21 protein-coding genes and 1 pseudogene are annotated in these 22,873 nt (G+C 62.9%); 12 read left to right on the top strand and 10 right to left on the bottom strand.

What is annotated here, in order from left to right; genetic code table 11:
- Positions 1-13: 13 nt before the first annotated feature.
- Positions 14-1,540, bottom strand: a complete 1,527-nt coding sequence (locus tag NKH01_RS23985) for a sensor histidine kinase (protein WP_353022764.1) — start codon at positions 1,538-1,540, stop codon at positions 14-16.
- Between the two features lie 146 nt (positions 1,541-1,686).
- Here NKH01_RS23985 and NKH01_RS23980 point away from each other — a divergent pair, with 146 nt between their 5' ends.
- The gene (locus NKH01_RS23980) at positions 1,687-1,860 is read left to right on the top strand and encodes a hypothetical protein (RefSeq protein ID WP_023720914.1); all 174 of its coding nucleotides are present in this window, start codon (positions 1,687-1,689) and stop codon (positions 1,858-1,860) included.
- A 59-nt stretch (positions 1,861-1,919) separates the two neighbouring features.
- On the opposite strand, the gene NKH01_RS23975 is transcribed toward NKH01_RS23980, so the two are convergent.
- The gene (locus NKH01_RS23975; protein ID WP_353022762.1) at positions 1,920-2,840 is read right to left on the bottom strand and encodes a diacylglycerol/lipid kinase family protein; all 921 of its coding nucleotides are present in this window, start codon (positions 2,838-2,840) and stop codon (positions 1,920-1,922) included.
- Positions 2,841-3,092: 252 nt separating this feature from the next.
- Between NKH01_RS23975 and NKH01_RS23970 the strand changes: the two genes are divergently transcribed.
- Positions 3,093-4,436 carry a PRC-barrel domain-containing protein gene (locus NKH01_RS23970; protein WP_353022760.1) on the top strand — a complete coding sequence of 448 codons (1,344 nt, stop codon included), beginning with the start codon at positions 3,093-3,095 and terminating at the stop codon, positions 4,434-4,436.
- A gap of 51 nt (positions 4,437-4,487) precedes the next feature.
- On the opposite strand, the gene NKH01_RS23965 is transcribed toward NKH01_RS23970, so the two are convergent.
- Positions 4,488-6,056: an alkaline phosphatase family protein gene (locus NKH01_RS23965; RefSeq protein WP_353022758.1), complete on the bottom strand. Its 1,569-nt coding sequence runs from the start codon at positions 6,054-6,056 to the stop codon at positions 4,488-4,490.
- Positions 6,057-6,275: 219 nt separating this feature from the next.
- Here NKH01_RS23965 and NKH01_RS23960 point away from each other — a divergent pair, with 219 nt between their 5' ends.
- The 4 genes from NKH01_RS23960 (at position 6,276) to NKH01_RS23945 (ending at position 9,391) form a co-directional block, all read left to right on the top strand.
- Entirely contained in the window at positions 6,276-7,208 is a 933-nt protein-coding gene (locus tag NKH01_RS23960) for a VOC family protein (protein WP_352494201.1), read from the top strand.
- 10 nt (positions 7,209-7,218) lie between these two features.
- Complete coding sequence (locus tag NKH01_RS23955) at positions 7,219-7,854, top strand: alpha/beta hydrolase (protein WP_353022756.1); 636 nt, start codon at positions 7,219-7,221, stop codon at positions 7,852-7,854.
- Positions 7,847-8,146, top strand: a complete 300-nt coding sequence (locus NKH01_RS23950; RefSeq protein ID WP_353022754.1) for a GNAT family N-acetyltransferase — start codon at positions 7,847-7,849, stop codon at positions 8,144-8,146. Before NKH01_RS23955 ends, NKH01_RS23950 begins: the two co-directional genes overlap by 8 nt.
- 186 nt (positions 8,147-8,332) lie before the next feature.
- Positions 8,333-9,391 (top strand): dipeptidase, encoded by a 1,059-nt coding sequence (locus NKH01_RS23945; protein ID WP_352547168.1) that lies wholly within the window; start codon positions 8,333-8,335, stop codon positions 9,389-9,391.
- An 88-nt stretch (positions 9,392-9,479) separates the two neighbouring features.
- On the opposite strand, the pseudogene NKH01_RS23940 reads toward NKH01_RS23945, so the two are convergent.
- The 4 genes and pseudogenes from NKH01_RS23940 to NKH01_RS23925 form a co-directional block, all read right to left on the bottom strand.
- Positions 9,480-9,740: pseudogene (locus tag NKH01_RS23940) on the bottom strand (hypothetical protein).
- Positions 9,741-9,742: 2 nt separating this feature from the next.
- Positions 9,743-10,975 carry an aminomethyl transferase family protein gene (locus NKH01_RS23935; RefSeq protein WP_352480846.1) on the bottom strand — a complete coding sequence of 411 codons (1,233 nt, stop codon included), beginning with the start codon at positions 10,973-10,975 and terminating at the stop codon, positions 9,743-9,745.
- 52 nt (positions 10,976-11,027) lie between these two features.
- Positions 11,028-12,602 carry a phytoene desaturase family protein gene (locus NKH01_RS23930; RefSeq protein ID WP_353022752.1) on the bottom strand — a complete coding sequence of 525 codons (1,575 nt, stop codon included), beginning with the start codon at positions 12,600-12,602 and terminating at the stop codon, positions 11,028-11,030.
- Positions 12,589-14,208, bottom strand: a complete 1,620-nt coding sequence (locus tag NKH01_RS23925) for a phytoene desaturase family protein (protein WP_353022750.1) — start codon at positions 14,206-14,208, stop codon at positions 12,589-12,591. The genes NKH01_RS23930 and NKH01_RS23925 overlap by 14 nt, the downstream gene beginning before the upstream one ends.
- A gap of 186 nt (positions 14,209-14,394) precedes the next feature.
- On the opposite strand from NKH01_RS23925, the gene NKH01_RS23920 reads away from it, so the two are divergent.
- From NKH01_RS23920 to NKH01_RS23895, 6 genes are all read left to right on the top strand, one after another.
- Positions 14,395-15,189 carry a methyltransferase domain-containing protein gene (locus NKH01_RS23920; protein ID WP_353022748.1) on the top strand — a complete coding sequence of 265 codons (795 nt, stop codon included), beginning with the start codon at positions 14,395-14,397 and terminating at the stop codon, positions 15,187-15,189.
- Positions 15,190-15,195: 6 nt separating this feature from the next.
- Positions 15,196-15,909, top strand: coding sequence for a transcriptional regulator BetI (gene betI, locus NKH01_RS23915; RefSeq protein ID WP_502912677.1), 714 nt, complete (start codon positions 15,196-15,198; stop codon positions 15,907-15,909).
- Between the two features lie 26 nt (positions 15,910-15,935).
- Positions 15,936-17,030, top strand: a complete 1,095-nt coding sequence (locus NKH01_RS23910) for an ABC transporter substrate-binding protein (protein ID WP_353022744.1) — start codon at positions 15,936-15,938, stop codon at positions 17,028-17,030.
- A 114-nt stretch (positions 17,031-17,144) separates the two neighbouring features.
- Entirely contained in the window at positions 17,145-18,218 is a 1,074-nt protein-coding gene (locus NKH01_RS23905) for an extracellular solute-binding protein (protein ID WP_353022742.1), read from the top strand.
- Positions 18,215-19,492 carry a flavin monoamine oxidase family protein gene (locus tag NKH01_RS23900; RefSeq protein WP_353022740.1) on the top strand — a complete coding sequence of 426 codons (1,278 nt, stop codon included), beginning with the start codon at positions 18,215-18,217 and terminating at the stop codon, positions 19,490-19,492. Before NKH01_RS23905 ends, NKH01_RS23900 begins: the two co-directional genes overlap by 4 nt.
- A 5-nt stretch (positions 19,493-19,497) precedes the next feature.
- On the top strand, positions 19,498-19,899 hold the full coding sequence (locus NKH01_RS23895; RefSeq protein ID WP_353022738.1) for a hypothetical protein: 402 nt from the start codon (positions 19,498-19,500) through the stop codon (positions 19,897-19,899).
- A 2-nt stretch (positions 19,900-19,901) separates the two neighbouring features.
- Here the strand turns inward: NKH01_RS23895 and NKH01_RS23890 are convergent, their stop codons facing one another.
- Genes NKH01_RS23890 through NKH01_RS23880 form a run of 3 tightly spaced genes read right to left on the bottom strand, consistent with a single transcriptional unit; the run spans position 19,902 to position 22,767 of the window.
- Positions 19,902-20,975 (bottom strand): ABC transporter ATP-binding protein, encoded by a 1,074-nt coding sequence (locus NKH01_RS23890; RefSeq protein ID WP_353022808.1) that lies wholly within the window; start codon positions 20,973-20,975, stop codon positions 19,902-19,904.
- A gap of 22 nt (positions 20,976-20,997) precedes the next feature.
- The gene (locus tag NKH01_RS23885) at positions 20,998-21,825 is read right to left on the bottom strand and encodes an ABC transporter permease (RefSeq protein WP_353022736.1); all 828 of its coding nucleotides are present in this window, start codon (positions 21,823-21,825) and stop codon (positions 20,998-21,000) included.
- 24 nt (positions 21,826-21,849) lie between these two features.
- Positions 21,850-22,767: an ABC transporter permease gene (locus tag NKH01_RS23880; RefSeq protein ID WP_352847237.1), complete on the bottom strand. Its 918-nt coding sequence runs from the start codon at positions 22,765-22,767 to the stop codon at positions 21,850-21,852.
- Between the last annotated feature and the right edge of the window lie 106 nt (positions 22,768-22,873).

The raw sequence follows: 22,873 nt of genomic DNA, 5'->3' as shown, positions 1-22,873 counted from the left end.
TAAAATCCTCGCGTCACAAATCGTCGAGCGGCATCGATATTTCGGCGATTACGCCGTCGGGCCGGAATTCATGGGTCACCTCGCTGGAAATGACCTTGGCCAGGCTGCGGCGGATCAGGATCGAGCCGAAGCCATGGCGTTCGGGCGGCGCAACCCGCGGGCCGCCGCTTTCACGCCACGCCAGCAACAGACGTCGTGCACCCTTCCTGCCTTGCACCTTCCAATCGAGATCGACCTTTCCGGAAGAAACCGAGAGCGCCCCATATTGTAGTGCGTTGCTTGCCAGTTCATGCAGGATCAGGCCGAGCCCGACTGCCTGGTCGGGTGAGAGCAGGACATCGGTGCCGGAGATCGCCATGCGCGATTGTCCAGCGGTTTGAAACGGCTTTACCTCGATCTCCACCAACTCGCGGATGCCGATGCCGCGCCACTCGCGGTCCGACAGCAGGCTGTGCGCAACGCCCAGCGCCTGCAGCCTGGCGCTGAAAGCTTCAAGGAATTCGCTTGGCTGACGGGCATGGCGAACGGTCTGCGTCGCCAGCGCCTGTACGGTTGCCAAAGTGTTCTTGACGCGGTGATTGAGCTCGCGCAGCAACAGCCGTTGACGTTCGTCGCCAAGCTTGCGTTCGGTGGTGTCGTAGTTGACGCCGAAGATCAGCGTCGGCTTGCCCTCGCCGTCGCGCTCTATGACGCGGCCGCGCGTTGCGATCCATCGCGGCGGATCGAGGCCTTTGACACGGTATTCGCCAAAATAATCGTCGCTGCCGGTCAGCGCGTCGCGAAAGCGTGTTTCGGTCTGATGAACGTCGCGCGGGTCGATGGCGGTCAGGATGTCGCGCGCTCTCAGCCTGTTCGACTTGGGCAAGTTGAACAATTCGGACAGCAGGACATCGCAGTCGATCATGTCGCTGCGGATATCCCATGCCCAACTGGCGAGCGAAGCCGCGTCGAGCGCAATAGCGCGTCGCTTTTCCTCTCGAACCAGTGCGGCCTCGGCAATCGCCGCGCTGCGGGTTGCATCCTTCAGCGTGAACAGGCTGGCGGCGAGGCCAGCCAGCGCCGACAGCTGGTCGAGCTGGACAGAAGAGGGACGTGCGTGCGGCTTCCGGTCGAGCACGCAGAGCGTGCCGATCAGTGCGCCGTCGACCACGATCGGCACGCCGGCGTAAAAGCGGATGTGATGCTCGCCGGTGACCAGCGGATTGGCTTTGAACCGCGGATCCGCCGCCGCGTCGGCCACCACCATCGGCACGTCGCCGGCTGCGATGGTGTGGGCACAGAACGATGTCTCGGTTGCGGTTTCGGTCTCGTCGAGGCCGATACAGGACTTGAACCACTGCCGCTCGGCATCGACCAGCGTGATCAGTGCGACAGGCGTTTGCATCGCCGAAGCGGCAAGACCGCTGATACGGTCGAAATCAGGGTCGGCAGCCGTATCCAGCGCGTCGAGGCCGTGCAGCACGGCAAGGCGGTCCGCAGCGCCCACCACACGGCGAATATCGACCGGCAGGCCCGGCTTTGTCTGGCCATTGTCGTCCACTACGCCCCCAGTGGCCGGCCCCGCTGATTGATCAGGCCAACCGGCCCGTTTGCCGCCTTGTCGAGCCGGAACTTTCGCAGCGGGGAGCCGTTACCAGCCAATGCCCCGCTAGCTCCGCCCGCCGGCGCCAAATATGGAGCCAGACCATGCCAAAAATCGTTCCTGAAAACAAAGCCCGTCAAGGGCGGCGGGGTCAGCATGTCCTTCGTATCCTGATCGCCGCGCTGTTGCTGGCTTTTATCGCCTGGGGCGTCGCCGAAATCTACGGCTGGATGATCGAGACGCCTAAGACCGAGCAGGGCAACACACCCAGCGGCTAGACTCTCTCCATCTCTCGTGCCAACCCGCATCACGCAACCCCACATCACGCTACCTCACGTCAGGCAACCTTTGCCTCGGCGGCGCGCGCCGGGACGAGAACATTCAACGCGCGCGGATGGATTTCGACGGTCGTCTCGCGATCGAGCTTTACCAGTTCGCCGTCCATGACGGCCTGAACTTTCCTGTTCGTCGAATGGATTTTCAAAACGGCGCGGTTTGCCTGATGGATTTCGACATGCTCGTTGCCGCGCCATTTCCCACGGGCAACGTCAAAGAGGAACCTGATCAATTCGCCGCGCCGCCGTGCCACGGTGACATAGATGCCCAGCACGCCGCCTGCCGGATTATCGGCATAGGGCAGGTGGCCCTCGCCGAACAGATTGTTGGTGATGCCGATACCGGTGATCCGGGTTCTGATCTCGGCCTCACCGGCCGTCAGCGTTACGTTCATCGCCGGTGGATTGTTGATCGTTGCCCAAGCGGCTCGCACCGAGGCACGCATCTTCCCCAGCCGCGAGCCGAATTCCATCTTCTGGCGCAGTTGCACCATCCTGGCGTGCATGCCGATCGAGAATTGATGCACGAAAGGCCGGCCGTTGGCTGTTGCAATGTCAATCGCCATCACCTCGCCGTCCGCAAACGATTTCACTGCCGCATCGAGGGTCTGCGGAATACCGAGGCCGCGCGCAAAAAGGTTCATTGTGCCAGCCGGCAGAATTGCCAGCGCCTTCTCCCCATTCATCAAACGGGCTGCCGCGGCCGAAATGGTGCCGTCGCCGCCGCCCGCCAGCACGACGTCGATGCCGCGCCTGGAAGCTACGCCGTCCAGCGTGGCGACGATATCCTTGCCGGCGACGATTTCGATATCGATCGAGTGGCCGGCAGTCTCAAGCGTGCCACGCATCCGGCTGGCGAAGGCCTCAAGATCGATGGTGCGCAGGGTGCCCCCGTCCTTGTTCAGCACCGCTGCAAACCGCATGGCCGTTCCATTTTCCAGCACCCAACGGGCCGGGACAGGGCCCCAGCCGGGAGTGGAACGGGGCGGCCGAGAAAATGTTCCTTTCGACCGGCGCGGCGAATCCGAGAACCATTGACATCGCACCGGGTGCACCGCGGCTTTTTTCGGAACAACAGTGTGGTCACAACGTTGTGAACATGCAGAAGACGCTGCGCCCGCAGTGACGTCAGGCGGGCAGGGCGTGCACGAAATCACCGACGAGGAGACACTAAGATGATCCGCACCCTTTTAACCACGACAGCAGTCGCAACATTGATTGCGACGGGTGCATTTGCGCAATCGGCGACGACCCCGGCGCCGGCGCAACCACCCGCCGCCCAGGATACCGCTCCGGCGATACGTGCCGAGGGCAGCCTTGTCACCAACATCATCGGCGAATCCGTCTATAATGGCACCGGCGACGATGCCCAGAATATCGGCAACATCAGCGACGTCGTCTTCGACGAGCGCGGCGAGGTAAAATCCGTCGTCATCGGCGTCGGCGGTTTTCTTGGCATAGGAACCAAGAACGTCGCTTTCGACTACAAAAAGATGCAATGGGCCGAAAGAAATGGCGACCGTTGGCTGATAGCGCAAACAACGAAGGATGAGCTGACGGCTCAGCCGGATTTCGACCGGAGGCCTTACGATCCGCCGCCGCCACCAGCTTCGGCGGATAATGCGGCGCCTGCCGCCCCTTCCACCAGCGCGCAAAATACAACCCCGGCGCCTGCCGCGCCGGCTGAGCCGGTGAAGCGCGCCGAAGGCAATCTCGCCACCAATATCATCGGCGAGACCGTCTATAACGGCACCGGCGACGACGCCCAGAACATCGGCGACGTAAACGACATCGTCATCAACAAGGAAGCCAAGGCGCAATCGCTGATCATCGGTGTCGGCGGCTTCCTCGGCATCGGCGAAAAGAACGTCGCCTATGATTTCGACAAGGCACAGTGGGCCGAGAGGAACGGCGATCGCTGGCTGGTCGCGCAAACGACCAAGGAAGAGCTGCAGGCACAGCCGGACTTCAACCGCAAGGCCTATGATCCGGCCCCGGCAACCACTGCGTCGAACGATGCCGCGGCTACTGCGCCTGCCACCGTCACGCCTACCGTGACGGCCAGCACCGCGACCACCAGCAACACTGACCAAGCCAGTAAAACGGCTCAAAATGCCCCGGCGCCGGCGCCTATGGCTAATTCCGCGGCCGACCAGACCAAGACCGGCTCGATCGACAAGTCGACGCTGACTGAAATGCCGATAGGCGAAATCCGGGCCGAGGATCTGGTTGGAACAACCGTTTACGGCGCCAATGATGCCAATGTCGGCGAGATCGGCGACGTCGTGCTGAGCGGCGACAAGAAGGTCGACGCAGTCATCATCGACGTCGGCGGCTTCCTCGGCGTCGGCGAGAAGGAGGTGGCAGTCGGTATGGACAACCTGAAATTCATGACCGACAAGAACGGCAAGCGCTATCTCTACACGAACTTCACCAAGGAGCAGCTCGAGGCGCAGGCCGCCTATGACAAGGGCAGCTATGCGCAAAACCGCGACAAACAGCGCATGATCATGCGGTAAGCTGCATCTCAGTCGACAGGTAAGCCCGCGCCGGCAACGGCGCGGGCTTTCTCATGTCGACGCAAAAGGCAGGCCCGCGACATGGCCGGTAACGCCGTCATGCGTCAATTCGGCGAGCGCCAGCGACTGGTCGAGATGCTCGGCCCGCCAGGCAAGGAGCTTTTCGGCAAGTTCCAGCCGCGCCGGCAGATAGGCTGGGTCGTCCGTGACGCTGGTCACCTCGCCGGCGTCTTTCTCGAGGTCGAAGAGCAAGGGCGGCAGGCCACCGCCGAAATGCACATATTTGTACTTTTCCGTACGGATGACGGCGAGATTGCACTGGCGTTGACCGATGCCAAAATACCGTTCGGCATCACCATCCGCGATCGAGCGGAAATCGAACTCCCAATGGGCCGCGTCGCGCCAGGCGTCCGGCTCCGTCGCGTCCAGGAAAGGCGCCAGCGAGCGGCCGTCGAGATGCGGCAGCACTTCGCCGCCAGTGAGCTCGAGCAAGGTCGGCGCCAAATCCACCGCCTCGGTGAAGCGGTCGACGCTGCTGCCGACAGCCTTGCGGCGGCGCGGATCGCGAATGATCAGCGGAATATGGAAGCTGCCGTCGAAGAAGCCGCCCTTGCCCAGCATGAAATGGTCGCCCATCATCTCGGCGTGGTCGGAGGTCAGCACGATGACGGTGTCGTCCCATGCATCGGCCGCCTTGACTGCTTGCCAGACCCGGCCAAGCTGCGCATCGCTCTCCGAGATCATGCCGTAATAAAGCGCCCGGATGCGGCGAAAATTATCGTCGCCCCAGTCGCGCACCTTGCCCTCCGAGCCGGGCCGGAATTTCGACCGTTCCTGCCGGTCAAGTTCATAGGCGAGATAAGGGTGGCTTGCTGCTTCGGCCTGCCAGCTTTCGGCGCGGTCAAAAGCTGGACCGATGGCCAGATCGTACATGGCGTTGTAAGGCGCCGGCACGATGAAGGGTGGGTGAGGACTGATGAAGGAAAGGTGCGCGAACCACGGCGCATCGCGCTCCTGTTCGCCGAGCCAGCGGATAAATTCGCCGGCCAGGAAGGCCGAGGGCGTTTCGTCCTTCGAATAGACGGGCGGGGCGTTGCTAACCCCGCCGTCGTTTTCCGGGATTTCACCCACCGGGAGATGGATGTCGGGGGAGCCGGCGCCGGCATCGACGCCGCGCGCCTTGAGCCATGACAGCCAAGGCTTCTGGTGCTCGGGCAGAAGCTGACGTACGGTGAAGCCGGGCAGCACGCCTTCATAGCTCTTCAGCTGCGGGTCGCCAGGCGCCAGCGTACGCGGATCGCGTGCCATATCAGTATAGCCGAACAGCGTCGGTTCATAGCCGAGGGCACGCGCCCGGAGCGCTATGTTGCCGTGGCGGGCGTCGAGCGGTGTGCCATTGCGGCAGACACGATTGTTCATCTGGTAGAGGCCGGTGTAGAGGCAGGCGCGCGCCGGCGAGCAAGGCGCGGCGCCGCCATAGTGCTTCTTGAAAAGAATGCCCTCTGCAGCCAACGCGTCGGCATTCGGCGTTCTTACCACCTTGTGGCCAGCAGCCGATAGGCAGTCGCCGCGCCACTGGTCGCAGGTGATCAGGAGAATGTTGGGGCGTTTTCCAATCAACCGCTATATCCTCATGCCGGCTACGTCGCTCATGGAGCGCAATTTCGGCGAATATGCAAGCCGGTCCAGTTTGCCGAATGGTGAACAAAACCTGCTTGATCGTTCACTTTAACAGCACAGTCCATTCTGTGTTTGCCATCTTTGCGGCCAGGAGCCGGATCCTCATATTTGCGTGGACAGCGGCAAGGGCCGCACCAGTACAAGGGAAGGAGCAGAAACATGCTCGACCAGGTCAAGGGCCTGCATCACGTCACCTCGATGGCCAGCGACGCGCGCCAGAACAATGAATTCTTCACCGGGACGCTCGGCCTGCGGCGCGTCAAGAAAACCGTCAATTTCGACGCGCCCGACGTCTACCACCTCTATTACGGCGACGAGGTCGGCATGCCCGGCTCGGTGATGACCTATTTCCCCTTCCCCAACATCGGCAAGGGCCGCCATGGAGTCGGCGAAGTCGGCACAACCACTTACTCGGTGCCCGAGGGCACGCTCGGCTATTGGGAGAAACGGTTTGCCGAGCAAGGTGTCACTGGGCTTTCTCGCGAGGAGACGTTCGGCGAGAAGCGTCTTGCCTTCGCCGGTCCCGACGGCGACGGGTTTGCGCTGGTCGAGGACAGAGCGGACAGCCGAGCGCCCTGGGCGAAGGGTGGCATTCCCACTGACGAGGCGATCCGCGGCTTTCACTCGGTGTCGCTCAGGCTGAAAGATGGCGGCGCCACCGAAGAGCTGCTGAAATTCATGGGTTATGAGGAGGTCGACAAGTCCGGCAATGTCAGGCGGCTAACGGTGAAGAACGGCAACGGCGCCGATGTCGTCGATATCGAATCGCTGCCAGGGGCCGGCTTCGCCAATCTCGGCGCCGGCTCGGTCCACCATGTCGCCTTCGCCGTCGAGAACCGCGCCAAGCAGCTCGAAGTGCGCAAGGCGCTGCTCGATACCGGTTATCAGGTGACGCCGGTAATCGACCGCGACTATTTCTGGGCGATCTACTTCCGCACACCGGGCGGCGTGCTGTTCGAAGTCGCTACCAACGAGCCCGGCTTCGACCGCGACGAGGATACCGCCCATCTTGGTGAGGCGCTGAAGCTGCCGTCGCAACACCAGCATTTGCGGCCCTATCTCGAGCAGCATCTGCAGAAACTGGAAGACTGAGGGCAAAATCGTGAGCAAGGATTCGTATATTCACAAGGTGCTGCCCGGTTCGCCTGATGGGCCGCTGCTCTTCGTCTTCCATGGCACCGGCGGCGACGAGGCCCAGCTTCTGTCGCTTGGCCGCGATCTCGCGCCGCAAGCGACGATCGTCGCCCCGCGCGGCGATGTCTCGGAACAAGGCGCGGCACGCTTCTTCCGCCGTACCGGCGAGGGCGCCTACGACATGAGCGACCTCGCGCGAGCGACAGACAAGATGGCCGGCTTCGTCAAGGCACATGTCGAGACGACAGGGCCCTCTTCGGTGCTCGGCCTTGGTTACTCCAACGGCGCCAACATCCTGGCCTCGGTGCTGTTTGCTGAGCCGTCGCTGTTCGACGCATCGGTGCTGATGCATCCGCTGATCCCGTTCGAGCCGGAGGTCAAGGGCAGCCTTGGCGGCAGCCGCATCCTGGTCACCGCCGGCAGGCGGGACCCGATCTGTCCGCCTAATTTGACGGCGCGGCTCGAAGCCTATTTGCGCGCCAATGGCGCCGATGTCACAGTCGAGTGGCATGACGGCGGCCATGAGGTGCGGCCGAGCGAGATCGAGGCGGCGCGGCGGTTGTTCGCCGTGGCGCCGGACGAAAGGACCGCAAGCCATGTCTGACCTATTGCCGGAGATCGAACTGGAGGACCGCGGCTCGAAGGGCCGCTATCTCCTGCGTGGGCCGGGCGACGCCGAGGCGGAGATGACTTTCACCAAGATCGGCGAGCACCAGATCATCATCGACCATACCGAAGTGCCGGATGCATTTCGCGGCCAGGGCGCGGGGCTTCGCCTGGTCACCCGTGCCGTCGAGGATGCGCGTGCGGCGGGCAAAACGATCATCCCGCTTTGCCCGTTCGCCAATGCCCAGTTCCGTCGCCATCCGGAATGGGCGGACGTGCTGAAGCGGTAAGAGACAGCCATCGATGAATGACAGGAGAAAGGGTGCGCGGCTTTACCGCGGGCCTCTTCGGCCATTGGAGGCGTACAAACACAGCGGCAACATGCGGGATTTGCGCAGAGCGCCCGTCTTGCCTAAGTATTGCCAACAAACCGGCTCGCCGTCTGCGGCCCGACCACTTCAACCGAATGGCCCTCCATGACCGAATCCGATCTCGTTCCCGTCTTCGACGGCCACAACGATACGCTGCTCAGGCTCTACCAGTCGAAGGATGCGGACGTCGAAAAGCTGTTTGTCGAGGGGACGCCGGGTGGCCATATCGACCTGCCGCGCGCGAAGAAAGGCGGATTTGCCGGCGGCATGTTCGCGATCTTCCCGCCGCCTGTCGAGAAATCCAAACGCGGCTCGGTGCCGCTGGCGCCGAGTGACAGCGAGCCCTTGCCGCCCGAGGTTCCGCGCGCCGATGCGCTCAACTCCACCATGGCGATGGCCTCGATCCTGTTCAGGCTGGAGCGGGCTTCGGCGCTCACCGTTTGCCGCAGCGCCGGCGACGTGAGGAAGGCGATGGCGCAAGGCTCGATCGCGGCGGTGTTCCATATCGAAGGGGTCGAGGCGATCGATCCTGAGCTCACCCTGCTTGACGTCCTCCACGCAGCCGGCCTGCGTTCGCTCGGTATCGTCTGGAGCCGTCCCAATGCCTTCGGCCACGGCGTGCCGTTCCGTTTTCCGTCGTCGCCCGATACAGGGCCAGGGCTGACCGATGCCGGCAAGGCGCTGGTGAAGGCCTGCAACCAGCTGAAGATCATGATCGATCTTTCGCATCTCAACGAAAAAGGTTTTCGCGACGTCGTCGAGATCAGCGATGCACCGCTGGTCGCGACCCACTCCAACGTGCACGCGATTTGCGGCCATTCGCGCAACCTCACCGAATGGCAGCTCGGCGCAATCCGCGACTCGGGCGGCATGGTCGGGCTGAACTTCGCCACCGGGTTCCTGCGTGAGGACGGCAGGATGAACGCCGACACCAGCCTCGACATCATGGTGCGCCATGTCGATTCGCTGCTGCAGGCGCTGGGCGAAGACGGCGTTGGCCTCGGCTCGGATTTCGACGGCGCCATGATTCCTGCCGTGATCGGCGACGTTGCCGGCCTGCCGAAGCTGCTCGACGCGTTCGCAGCACGCGGCTTCGGGCGCGCGTTGATCGAGAAGATCGCCTATCGCAATTGGCTCAGTATGCTGGAAAAGACCATCGGCTAGGGCACCCAAAAGTACGCTCCGCTCCGGTTCTCGGAACCCACAATTTTCGACTCGGCCTGACCTGAATCTCAACACGCCCCAGGGCGAGTTATTCAAAACCTATGCGTTTAAGCCAGTCCTGGCCAATGCCGCGATCGCGGATGATCGGCAGCGGATCGGTCGAGTCCAGCCTCGCACAAATGCGGTAGACCTCCAGCGTTTAAGCGCTCATCTCGCCGCGTTTGTAGAAGAACATGGCCGCGGCATAGCGGGTGCGGCCCGACCATTTTTCGCCGAGCGGCGTGTTGACCAGCTGCCACTGTTCGGCGGCTTCGGCGTCATCCTCATGACGTTCGGCTTCGTCGGACATGCTCAGAAATCCGCGGGCGGATTGGCGGTGCGGCGGTCGAGCCTGACGAACGGCCGCGCCACGATTTTGGCCCGCTTCATCAGCTTCTGGTACTGCAGCTCGCGCATGGCGTAGATCTCGACCCAGAGGTCGTCGACGATGGTCTCGCCGAACGGCCGCGTCAGCGAGGCGATGGCGATGTTGCGCTTGGCCATTGGCGACCACATGGCGGCGCTGACCAGCCCGACCTCCTGGCTTTTCCTGTGGTAGACGATCGCGTGCTCGGCCGGGATATTGCCCTCGATCTGCAACCCGACCAGGACATGGCGAAGACGCTTCTTCGCCCGTGCGTGGAGTATTGCGCGGCGGCCGTTGAAATGACCCTTTTCCAAGTCGACCATGAAGCCGAGGCCGATCTCGTCCGGCATGCGCAGGCGATCGGCGCGGATGGCATGCTCGGCGGTGACGAAATCTGCATTGGCGACGATCAGCCCGGCTTCGAGCCGGGCGCGGTTCAATGCGGCGTAGCCGATGGCGCGGATGCCGCGCAGCTCGCCCGCCGTCATCAGCCGATCCCAGAGGCTGAGCGCCTTATCCGTTTGCACGAACAACTCGTAGCCGAGATCGCCGGTGAAGCCGGTGCGCGAGATGGTGATGGTGACGCCGTCATGCGGAAACTCGGCGAGGTCGAATATTTTCAGTTTTTCTATACCTGCAAAACCTGCATCGCGCAGCACGGCAAAGGAGGTCGGGCCTTGCAAGGCGAGGCCGGCGACGGTTTCGGTCTCTTCTTCAACCGCCACGTCGAAGCCAATGGCGCTGTCCAGAAGCCACGGCAGATGCCGCTCCTGCGAGCACAGCCGGAACCGTGTCGGCGATAGCCGAAACAACGTGCCGTCGTCGAGGACAAAGCCCTGATCGTCGCACCAGGCGGTGTAGTTGACGCGGCCGGGCTTCAGCCTAGTCACGTCGCGCAATGTCAGGCGGTCGAGGAAGGTCTCGGCATCCGGCCCCTCGATGCGGTACTTCGTCATCGGCGAGATGTCGAACAGAGCGGCCTGGCTGCGGATGGCGAAATATTCGAGATCCTCGTCCCATAGGGAATGTGGGGCGCGATAGCCGGCCCAATTGTACCAGTCGTTCGTCTTCGCCAGCGCATCAATGCGCGCCTGGAACGGCGTGTCGAGGCGCAAACTGCGGAAATGGGATTGTGCCGCGATGCGGGCATCGGATGGGCCAATGGGCTGATGGTTCATCACGGCGTTCTTTCGCCGTGGAGCACGGTCTTGGCTCGTTGCACCATGACAGCTACCCCCTCACCGTAATGATGCGCCTTGCGGCATTCAGGCCCGGCACGCCGGAGACCCCGCCGCCCGGATGCGAGCCGGCGCCTGCAAGGAACAGCCCGTCCACCGGCGTGTCGTAGCCGGACCAGCCGGAGATCGGCCGTGACATCAGCATCTGGTCGGCCTGCAGTTCGCCGTGGTGCCAGTGCCCACCCGGCATCCGGTAGCGCGCCTCGATGTCGGCCGGCGTCAGCAGGTCGGCATGGAGCACGCTGCCGCCGATTCCCGGCGCATAAGCCTCGAGTTCAGCCATTAAGACTTTGAGGAATTTCGGCTTGCCGGCGCTCCAGCCCTCTTTCAAGGCATAGGGGGCGTATTGCACCACCGCGGACAGCACGCAGGCCCCCTCGGGCGCGAGCGAGGCGTCCGACAGCGAGGGCAGCGTGATCTCCATCACCGGTTCGGGTGAGAACTCGCCATATTTCGACGGGTTGAAGGCGCGCTCGACATGATCGGTCGAGGGCGCGATGACGAGACGGCCACGGTGGCCGGCGGCATCGACGCCGACGAATTGCGGTGGCTGGTCGAGCGCCAGATTGAGCTTCGCAGCATCGCCCTTCATGCGGATATTGCCGACCTTGCGAACGAAGCCGGTGTCGACTTCACGCGGGCCGACAAGGTCGATCATGGCCGTCGCCGGGTTGATGGCGGACACGACCGTTGTCGCGCGGATTTCCTCGCCGCTGTCGAGCAGCACGCCGACGGCGCGGCCCTTCTCGACGATAATCTTTGCCACCGGCGTCGCGGTGCGGATGGTCACGCCGGCCTGTTGCGCCGATGCGCGAATGGCGGCTATGACGGCGCCCATGCCGCCCTTCGGCAGCATCTGCGCGCCGGCGGAACCGCCGGTCTCGCCGGCCAGGCGGTAATAGAGACCGAGCAGCGAGGTCGGCGAGCGCGGGCCAAGATGGCTGCCGAGCGTAGCGTCGAAGGCAAGCAGGCCCTTCAGCCGGTCGTCGGCAAGCTGCTCGTCGAGCAGGTCGGCAACGTTCATCAACAGCACGCGCAGGAAATCGCGCATGTCCTCCTTGCCAAGCTTCTTCAGCGCCAGTCCGGTTTGGCCGAGCGCTGCCGTGTTGGCGAGCGACATGGCGCCGAGATCGGGCGGCCGGCGTGACAAGAACAGCTTCAGGATGCCGGCGTAGCGCAGCAGCTGTGCCCGCAACTCCTTCCAGGCGGACTGCTCGGCAGGACTGGTGCCGGTCAGCACCTCGCCATAGGCGCCATGCAGGAAAAGCGGCGGACCGCTTTTCGCCAGCACCACCGACGGCGCGAAGTCGCCGCGTGCGACCTGCAGCCCGTGCTTCTCCAGCTCCAATACCTTCACCACATCGGGGTGCAGCCGGTTCAGCAGATGGGCGATCGACGAAACACGAAATCCGGGCGCGAATTCCTCCGTGCGCGCGGCGCCGCCGACCTCGCCGGCGGCTTCCAGCACCAGCACCTTGCGGCCGCTCTTCGCCAGAACGGCGGCGGCGACGAGGCCATTATGGCCGCCGCCGATGACGACAACATCCCATTTGTCAGATGACGTCATGGGCCGGGCTCATATGCTGATTTGGCTTGGCGAGATCACGCAGGATCTCGGCGGCGGCATTGCGGCCCGGCGCGCCCATGACGCCGCCACCGGGATGGGTCGAGGAGCCGCAAATGTAGAGTCCATCGACCGGCGAGCGGTATTGTGCGTAGCCCGGCACGGGGCGGTTGAACAACAACTGGTCGAAGGTCAATTCACCCTGGAAGATATTGCCTTCGGTGAGGCCGACCTCGGCCTCGATCTCGCGCGGCGTGCGCACTTCCATGTGGACGATGCGGTCGCGGAAGCCCGGCGAATAGTCCGATATCTGCGCGATCACGCTTTCGGCAAAGCCGTCGCGGTCGGCGTCGGTCCAGCCGCGGCCGTCCACCTTCGGTGGCGCATATTGCACGAAGCAGCTCATGAAATGCTTGCCGGGTGGAGCCATGGTCGGGTCGAGCGTCGTCGGGATCACCATGTCGAGGAAAGGATCGGCCGACCAGCGCCCGGCCTTCCAGTCGTCATAGGCACGCTCCATGCGCTCGATCGAATCGGTGAAATGCATGTCGCCACAATAGACGGGCGAATCCTTCGGCAGCGCCGGGAATTCCGGCAGTGAATCGAGCGCGATGTTGACCTTGCCTGACGAGCCGCGGATCTTGAAATTCCTGACCCGGCGCAGGAAAATCTCGGGCAATTCCTTTTCCTCGACCAGCTTGAGGAAGGTGCGCTTCACGTCGGCGTTGGAAACCACGAGCTTGCCGTATATTTCCTCGCCGCCGGCCAGCACCACGCCTTTGGCCTTGCCGCGCCGGATCAGCACATGGTCGACCTCGGCGCCGGTACGGATGGTGCCGCCCGAAGCCTGGAAGGATGCGGAGAGCGCCTCGGTGACCGCGCCCATGCCGCCGCGCGCATAGCCCCAGGCGCCGACCGAGCCGTCGACCTCGCCCATATAATGATGCAGCAGGACATAGGCGGTGCCGGGCGACATCGGCCCGAGCGCGGTGCCGATGATGCCGGACAAAGCGAAATTCGCCTTGATCACGTCGGTCTCGAAATATTCGTCGAGAAAGTCGGAGATCGACATGGTCCAGAAGCGCAGCGTCAGCGCCATTTCCTCCGCAGTGAGCCCCGTGAACTTCTTGCCGAGATAGAGCAGTTCGCCAAGGTCGCGCGGCCGCAGGCTGGTCGGGTCGGGCGCCGTGCGCATCAGCAGCGGCTGGATGAAGCGGCACTGCCGCGTCACGTCGCGGGCATAACGATCATAGGCCTCGGCATCGCGTTTGGAGAACCGCGCGAATTCGCGCCGGTGGGCATCGTGGTCGCGGTAGTTGGCGAGATAGTCGCCATCGCGGGTGAACACCGCGCCGCCCTCATAGGAGATCACCTGCAGGCCGAAGCGCGGCAGCTCGAGGTCGCGCATGATCTCCGGGCGGAACAGCGAGCAGACATAGGAGCAGTTGGAATAGAGGAAGCCGGGCGTCAGCTCGCGGCTGGTGGCGGCACCACCGACCCAGTCGTTCTTCTCGACGACCAGCACGTCGAGCCCGGCACGCTGCAGGTAGCAGGCATTGACCAGCCCGTTATGCCCGCCGCCGATGACGATCGCGTCCCAGCTCTTCACTTTGGCCCAGCCTTCATCGTGCCCGACCTTCTTTTCGTGTGATGCGCCCCCAATAAGCCGAATTTCGCACGAAGACGGTCATCCTGTCCAGCCATATTGAATGAATGTTCAACAAATGATGTTGCATTTTCGTGTTTATGCGCTAGGCTTTGGCTCATTCGAGGATAGCCTTGGGACCAGGGTTTGATGATCGAAACGGCAGAGGCCGAACCGGAGTATGACGACACCGCCATCCGCTTCCTCGAGGCGCTGTGGGGCGACGGCTATTTGTCGCCGGATGGGCCAGAAGAGGTCGACCGGGTCGTCGAAGGGCTGTCGCTTGCGGGCAAGACAGTCCTCGACATGGGCTGCGGTTCCGGCGGCATCACGCTGCATCTCATCAAGCGTCACGGCGCGGCCCATCTCACAGGCTTCGACGTCGAACGGCCCGTGATCGAGACGGCCAGGAAGCGGGCCGCTGCGCGCGGGCTCGCGCGTCGCGCCGATTTCATCCAGGCGGCGCCAGGACCGCTGCCTTTTGCCGACGGTGCCTTCGACGTCGTATTTTCCAAGGACGCGCTGCTGCACGTGGCGGACAAGGATGCATTGTTCGCCGAGATATTCCGCGTCCTGAAGCCTGGCGGCGTCTTTGCCGCGTCGAACTGGATGATCTCGCATGATGGCGAGCCGTCGCCCGAGATGAAGGCCTATGTCGCCGCCGAAGGCCTGTCCTTCGCCATGGCATCGCCGGCCCGCTATGTGCAGGCGATGCGCCAGGCCGGCTTTGCCGACATCACCGTGCGCGACCGCAATCCCTGGTATCGCGAGGTCGCGGGGGAGGAGCTGAACCGCTTGAAGGGGCCGCTCTACCCGGTGGTCGCGGCTGCCGTCGGCGCGGCCTATGTCGACAAGAATATACGAACCTGGGAAGCCATGCAGAAGGTACTTGACACAGGCGAGCACCGTCCCACTCATCTTCGCGGCCGAAAGCCGGTTGGCTAGCCGGCGATGCTGGAGACCATCAATCCCATGAAGACAGAGGCGCGCGAAGCCCTCCTCGAGGCGACGCGAAAGAGCGACACCGAAAAGCGTGGCCGCAAGGCGTCGAAAGAGACCAGGCAGCTTCAACTGATCGAAGCGACGATCGATTCACTGGCCAAGCGCGGCTATTCGGATACGACGATGGCCGACGTTGCCGACGGTGCCGGCCTGTCGCGCGGCATCGTCAATTTCCATTTCGAAAGCAAGGAGAAGCTGCTCGTCGCGACTTTGCAATACATGTATGACGAGTATTCGGCGCATTGGCGCAGCGCCTTGCAGAAGGCCGGCGATGATCCCGCCCGCCAGTTGCAGGCATTGGTCGCGGCCGATTTCGACCGCTCGATCTGCAACAAGCGCAAGCTGGCGGCCTGGTGTGCGTTCTGGGGCGAAGCCAAATCGCGGCCGACCTATCAGGCGCTGAGCAGCGCACGCGACGCCGTCTATCAGAACATCTTTGTCGACCTTTGCGCGACGCTCAAGCAGAGCGGCGGCTATTCTTATGAGCCGCAGGTGATGGCGCTGGCGCTCAGCGCCATGCTGGAGGGACTGTGGCTGCGGCTGATGATGGGCACCGAAGACACCACGCGCGAGACTGCGCTGCAGGCCGCGAACGCGTTCCTGTCCGCGGCATTTCCCAAGCATTATCCGTGGCCGACAGCCGGCGGTGCCAAGCCGGCGTGAAACAATCAAAAGAGGATGGAACAGCAATGAAGACAATGACGCGACGCCCGACGCTGACATTGACGCTGACATTGACATTGGCATTGGCCGGAGCGCTCGCCGCTTCGGCGGCGGCGCTGGCCGCGGACAGGGATCTCGTCGTGTTCGACTGGTCCGGCTACGAGGAGCCCGGCTTCCATCCGAAATATGTCGAAAAGAACGGCGATTCGCCGACTTTCACCTTCTTCGGCGACGAGGACGAGGCGTTCGAAAAGGTCCGCTCCGGTTTCAAGGCCGATCTTGGCCATCCCTGCTCGCAAAGCGTGGTGAAATGGCGCGAGGCTGGCCTGCTGCAGCCGCTCGACACCTCGAAGATATCAGGCTGGAAAGACCTCAATCCCGGCATAATGGCGATGAAGGATCTCGCCACCACCGCCGACGGCAAGGCCTGGTTCATGCCTTGGGACTGGGGCAACACGCAGCTGACCTACAATTCCGACAAGATCGATGCGAAGGACGTGCAGTCGTTGAAGGCCTTTGCCGATCCGAAGTTCAAGGGCCGGGTTTCCGTCGGTGACAATGTCGACGACGCCTACGCGCTGGCCAGTCTCGCCATCGGCCTGAAGGACTGGACCAAGATGACGAACGACCAGTTCAAACAGGCATCAGGCTTCCTGCGCCAGGTGCACAAGAACGTCCGCTCCTACTGGACCGACTCAACCGATATCGTGCAGCTGTTGAGCGGCGGCGAGGTCGATCTCGCATGGGCCTGGAACGACGCGACGGTGCAGTCTGTCGCCGCCGGCGTGCCGATCAAGGCCAAGAAGGACACCGACGAGGGCATTTCGACCTGGGTCTGCGGCTATGTGCTGTTCAAGGATGCGCCCGGCAATGCCGACAAGGCCTATGATTATCTCAACGCCGTCAACGATCCGGAAGTCGCCAAGGTCCTGGTCAAGGACTGGGGCTACGGCCAGGCCAATGCCAATGGCATGGCCGGCGTCGACCAGGTGGTGCTAAAGGAGAAAGGCTATGACGACGTGCAGAAGTTCGTCGACAAGACGCTGTTCCAGTCGCCGGTTCCATCCGATCTCAAGCTCAAGATGATCGCCGAGTTCGAGAAGATCAAAGCCGGCTATTGAGCTCTCCTCGCTTGGCCCGTCTGCCCACGGACATAGCGGGCGGACGGGCTCGCCAAAGCTCCCGAATTCTCCTAACGTCGCCGCGGTGTTTCCCGCGATGAGGAGCTTTGCGCCATGAATTCCGTGCTTCGCCGCCTGGCCATCGCCGCGGCCTGCGCAATCGGCGCAGGCACAGTCGCGGCACTTGCGGCAGGCGGCGACCTCGTCGTGTTCGACTGGTCGGGCTATGAGGACCCGCTGCTGCATCCGGCCTACACCGCCGAACAAGGCGCCGAGCCGACCTTCGCCTTCTTCGGCGACGAGGAAGAGGCCTTTCAGAAAATGCGGGCCGGCTTCAAGGCGGACATTGCGCATCCCTGCTCGCAAAGCGTGGTGAAATGGCGCGAGGCCGGCATGCTGCAGCCGCTCGACACCAGCCGTATCGCCGGCTGGAAGGATCTCAATCCCGGCATCATGGCGATGAAGGATCTCGCCACCACCGCTGACGGCAAGGCCTGGTTCATGCCTTTCGACTGGGGCAATACGGCCCTGCTTTACCGCACCGACAATGTGACGCCGGATCAGGCGCAGTCGCTCAGGATCTTTGCCGATCCGAAGTTCAAGGGGCGCGTTACCATTGGCGACAATGTCGACGACGCCTACGCGCTGGCCAGCCTGGTCATCGGCCTCAAGGACTGGAACAAGATGACCGACGCGCAGTTCAAGGACGCCTCGGCATTTCTGCGTGACGTGCACAAGAACATCCGCTTCTACTGGACCGACGACACCGATATCAATCAGGCCTTCTCCGGCAACGAGGTCGATCTCGCCTGGGGCTGGAACGAGACTTTCGTCACCCTCAAGGGCCAAGGCATGCCGATCGCCATGAACCGCGGTACCAAGGAAGGCCTGTCGACATGGGTGTGCGGCTATGTGCTGATGAAGGACGCACCGGGTGATCTCGACCAGGCCTATGATTTCCTGAACGCTGTCAATGCGCCTGCTGTATCCGACTATCTGGTCAAGACGTTCGGCTATGGCCATGGCAACGCCGCCGCCATGGCGGCGATCGATCCCAAGATCCTGGCCGAGCGCGGCTTCGACGATCTCGACAAGTTCCTCGACAAGACGCTGTTCCAGCAGCCGGTGGCGCCGGAGCTCAAGCAGCGGATGATCGCCGAATTCGAGAAGATCAAGGCCGGCTATTGACGTCCGAGATCGAACGAGCCGAGGTGGTCGTCGTCGGCGCCGGCTTCACCGGCCTGTCGGCGGCGCATGAGCTGAACAACGCTGGCGTCGATTTCGTGCTGCTCGAAGCCCGCGACCGCGTCGGCGGACGCGTCGAAGTCATGCCGAACGGGCTCGGCGAGCGCATCGACAGCGGCGGCCAGTTCCTATGCGAGGACATGCCCGAACTGATGGCGCTGGTGCGGGCACGCGGCAAGACGCTGGTCGGGACGCATTTCGCCGGCGAATTCATCACCCAGCCGCGGATGAGCGAGGCGCAAGCCGAGCGCACTTATGGCACCGCCATGCGAATACGCGAGCGGATGAACGCGATTGCACCGGACGATCCGGCCATTGCCGGTTTGACCGTCGCGGCATGGCTCGATCGCCAGAATGATCCCGATGAAGCCAAGGCGGTCTTTCATTCGCTGATCGAGGGCCTTTGGTGCCTGGCAATGGAAAGGCTTCCGCTGTGGTACCTGATCGACAACGACCGCCGCATCACCAACGAGGTGTCGGAACTGCAGTATTTCGTGCGCGAAACCATGCATTCGCTGGCAGACGATCTGGCCCGCGACCTCGGTGATCGCCTGCGGCTGAACACGCCGGTCAAGACCATCGAGCGTCGAGCGGAAGGGGTTCGCGTCGTCTCGGCCGCAGGCTCAATCGAGGCGCGAGCGGTGCTGGTCGCAGTCCCGCCGATGATGGCGTCGAGACTGGATTTCGTACCGCTGCTGCCGGCTGCGCTGGAAGCAGCGCTCGGCGTCTGGCAAAGCGGCGCGGTAATCAAGATGCTGGCGCGTTATCCCACGGCCTTCTGGCGCGACAGGGGCTTGAGCGGCATGGTGATGTGGCGCGATCCGCACGGGCTTTTTGCCTGCGACGCCGGCAATGACGACGGTCATCCAGCACTTGTCGTCTTCATCGGCGGGCCGCTGGCCCGGCGCTGGCGCGAACTGGGCGAGGCGGAACTGCGCGCCAAGATGACGTCAAAACTGGAGCAAGCGCTCGGCGCCGAGGCGGCCGGCTTCTCCGATCTCAGCTACCGTGACTGGACGGACGATCGCTGGAGCGGTGGCGGCTACAGCGACCTTATCGTCGATGCGACGGCAACCAATGCCGAACGCATCATCCGCGCCGGCGCGCCGCCGGTCCATTTCGCCTCGTCGGAGCTGTCGCCGTCATTCCCAGGCTATGTCGAGGGTGCAATCGTCGCCGGGCGAAAAATGGCGCGGCGGTTGATCGAGGAGATCTGAGCGTTATGAAAACGGTCTCGAAGATCGTACTCACCGGTGCGGTCATGGCAGTTACAGGATTTGCGGCTGGCTATTATTCGGCGCCCCACCCAATTGAGATTGGTGAACTCGACAATACCTTAAAGAAGGTCTGCGAATACTCGGCAAGCTCACTTAAAGCTGACCTTCAGGGCGGCTGGCCGATCAACTCATTTGCTGTTTGGAAGTCCGGCGACCGTGCGCATTATCACGTGCTTAGCCAATTGGGTAATCTCAAGTGCGGGTTCGACCCGGAGCTTACAGTCGTCTATTTGCAGAACCATGGATTGGTCGACATTGATGATCTTAAAATGCTGCTGGAGGATTCAAAGAAGGCAGGCGACAATCGATTAAGTGACTATCTGTCCGCCCAATTGGATGTGAGATAGCGTCAATCTGCCATCGCCACCAAGGCCTCTGGGTCGTAGGCGAGGCGGATCGTGGTGCCGACCGGAATGTCGTCGGCGCCGAAGTCGTTGGTCTCGGTCACCGACAACGGCTTTTCCAGCCCTGGTATTTCGACGATCAGATGGGTGATCTCGCCAAAATAGTGGCGCTCGACCACCTTGCCGACGACCTCGAATTTTGCCGTGGCATTGTCCCACAGAACGCGCAGGCGCTCGGGCCGGATGCCAAGCGTCGCGGCGGCGCCATTGCGCACAAAAGCTTTCGGCTTGTCGGTCTTGACGCGGCCGAAGCCCAGCGTGTCGAGGATCAGCGAGGCGCCATTCTCCTCGATGATCTCGGCCTTGACAAAATTCATGCCGCCGAGGAAATCGGCGACCTGGCGATTGACCGGCCGCTGGTAGATCTCCTTCGGCGATGCGACCTGCGCAATCATGCCGCCGAACATCACCGCGATGCGATCCGACATCGCCAGTGCCTCATATTGGTCGTGGGTTACCAGGACAAAGGTGATGCCGACCGCCTGCTGCAGGCGGCGCAGCTCGACCTGCATCTGCTCGCGCAATTTCTTGTCCAGCGCCGACAGCGGCTCGTCGAGCAAAAGCACTTTTGGCCGCATCACCAGCGCACGAGCCAGCGCCACGCGCTGACGCTGGCCACCGGAAAGCTCGGTGGCGAGACGTTTGCCGAGGCCGGTCAGCGACACCTGGGCGAGGGCTTCTTCGATACGGCGCCTTTCCTCCGTGCCGGCCAGCTTCAGCCGCTTCAGGCCATAAGCGACGTTCTGCTCCACATTGAGATGCGGGAAGATGGCGTAGCTCTGGAACACCATGTTGGTCGGCCGGCGGTTGGCGGGGATGCCTTCCATCGGTTGGCCATCGACGGAGATCGAGCCGCTGGTCGGATTGTCGAAACCTGCGATCATGCGCAACAGCGTGGTCTTGCCGCAGCCGGACGGGCCAAGCAGCGAAAAGAATTCGCCCTCCCTGATGGTCAGCGAGGCGTCGTCCAGCGCCTTGAACGAACCATAGCTGCGCGTGACGTTGCGGACCTCGATCATAGAGCGTTCGATTTGGGGCCGCTCAGGCATGGAAGGCTCCCTCGTTCTGGGTGCGCCTGGCCGCGCGGCGGCGCAGGATTTCGGCAGTCGTCATCAAAAGAAACGAGGCAACCAGCAACAGCGTGCCCAGCGCCAGCACGCCGGGCAGTTTCGCGGCGAAACGCAACTGGCCCCAGATATAGATCGGCAGTGTAGCCTCGGTGCCGGTCAGGAAGAAGGCGATGAGGAACTCATCGAGCGAAATGGTGAAGCAGACGAGCAGGCTTGAAATGATCGCCGGCGCCACCATCGGCAGCGTCACCCGCCGAAACGTGCCGAAGGCGCTCTCGCCGAGATCGGCGGAGGCTTCCTCCAGGCTGCGGTCGAAGCCCTCGAAGCCGGCGGTCAGCACCGTCATCGAATAGGGAACGCAGACCAGGACGTGGCCAAGCACGACGGTGAACAGCGACAGGCTCAAACCGAGTTGCAGGATCACCAGTAGCAAGGAGATGGCAACGATGATTTCGGGCAGTACCAGCGGCGCCATGATCAGGCCGTTGATGGCGCGGCGGCCGGGATAGCGGTAGCGGGTGATCGAGCGCGCGGCGAGGATGCCAAGAAGAACGGTCGACAGGATGGAAGCCGATACCCCGACGACCAGGCTGTTCCAGGTGGCGTCGAGCAGCGCCGGCGTGCGCGGCAGGTCGTGGTACCATTTCAAGGTGAAGCCGGAGAGCGGGAATTTCGGCGTCGCGGCGGTGTTGATGGAGAAGATCGGCAGGAAGATAACCGGCAGATAGAGAAACACGACGTAGAGGAACGCATAGGCCGGCAGCAATCGGCCCGGCAGCAAGCGGCGCATCGCCGTCATCGCGCCGGCCTCATCGCGCCAGCCTCATCGTGCCAGCCGCTGGGCGGCACGGATGATCAGAACCGTGGCGCCTGCGATCAGCGTCACAACCAGCATCGTGGTGACGGAGAGTGCAGCACCCAGCGGCCAATTGGAGGCCTTGCCGAATTGCGCCTGGATGGCATTGGCGATCATGACGCCGTCCTTGCCGCCGACAAGCTTCGGCGTGACGTAATCGCCGACCGTCGGGATCATGACGATCAGCGCTGCCGAAATGATGCCGGGCGCCGAAAGCGGCAGCGTCACGCGCAGGAAGGAACGGACAGGGCCATCGCCGAGGTCCGTGGCCGCCTCGACCAGCGTGCGGTCGATTTTTTCCAGCGAGACGAAGATCGGCAGGATGGCGAAGGCTGCCCAGGCGTGGGTCAGCGTGATGATGACGGCAGTCGAATTGTAAAGCAGCGCGGTCGACGGCTCGTCGATGATGCCAAGGCCCATCAGGCCGGAATTGAGCACGCCATTATAGCCGAGGATGACCTTCCACGACATTACCCGCAGCAGATAGCTGGTCCAGAACGGGATGGTGATCAGGAACAGCCACAGGCTCTTGTGGCGGCCGCCGTGGAACGAGATGAAATAGGCGATCGGATAGGCGAGCACGACCGTGAAGAAGCTCACCGTCAGCGAGATGTAGAGCGAGCGCCACAGCAGGTCGCGATAGATCGGCTCGGTCAGCGCGAGGCGGTAGTTTTCAAGCGTGAAGGTATGGTCGACAGTGAGGTAATTCTGCGTCCAGAAGGAGTGCGCGATGACCGCCAGGATCGGCAGCACCAGAAGTATCAGCGCGTAGACGAGGGTCGGGCTGATCAGGGCAAGGCCCTGAACGGGTTCGGATTGCAGAAGGGCATTGCGCATGGCCCGCGTCATACCGAAAGCGGGCGACCCTTCCGCGGCCGCTGTCATTGCAGGCTCTCGGGCAGGGTCCCCGGCGTGATTTCGGTTGCTGGCGCGGACTGTCCTGCCATGCGGCATCCCATTGCTGGAACCGGCTATCTGTACCCACTTTTAT

The organism is Mesorhizobium sp. M1403 (assembly GCF_040317695.1).
Taxonomy (GTDB): domain Bacteria; phylum Pseudomonadota; class Alphaproteobacteria; order Rhizobiales; family Rhizobiaceae; genus Mesorhizobium.
Note: the sequence above shows the minus strand (reverse complement) of the source record. Positions and strands in the feature narration are given on the sequence as shown.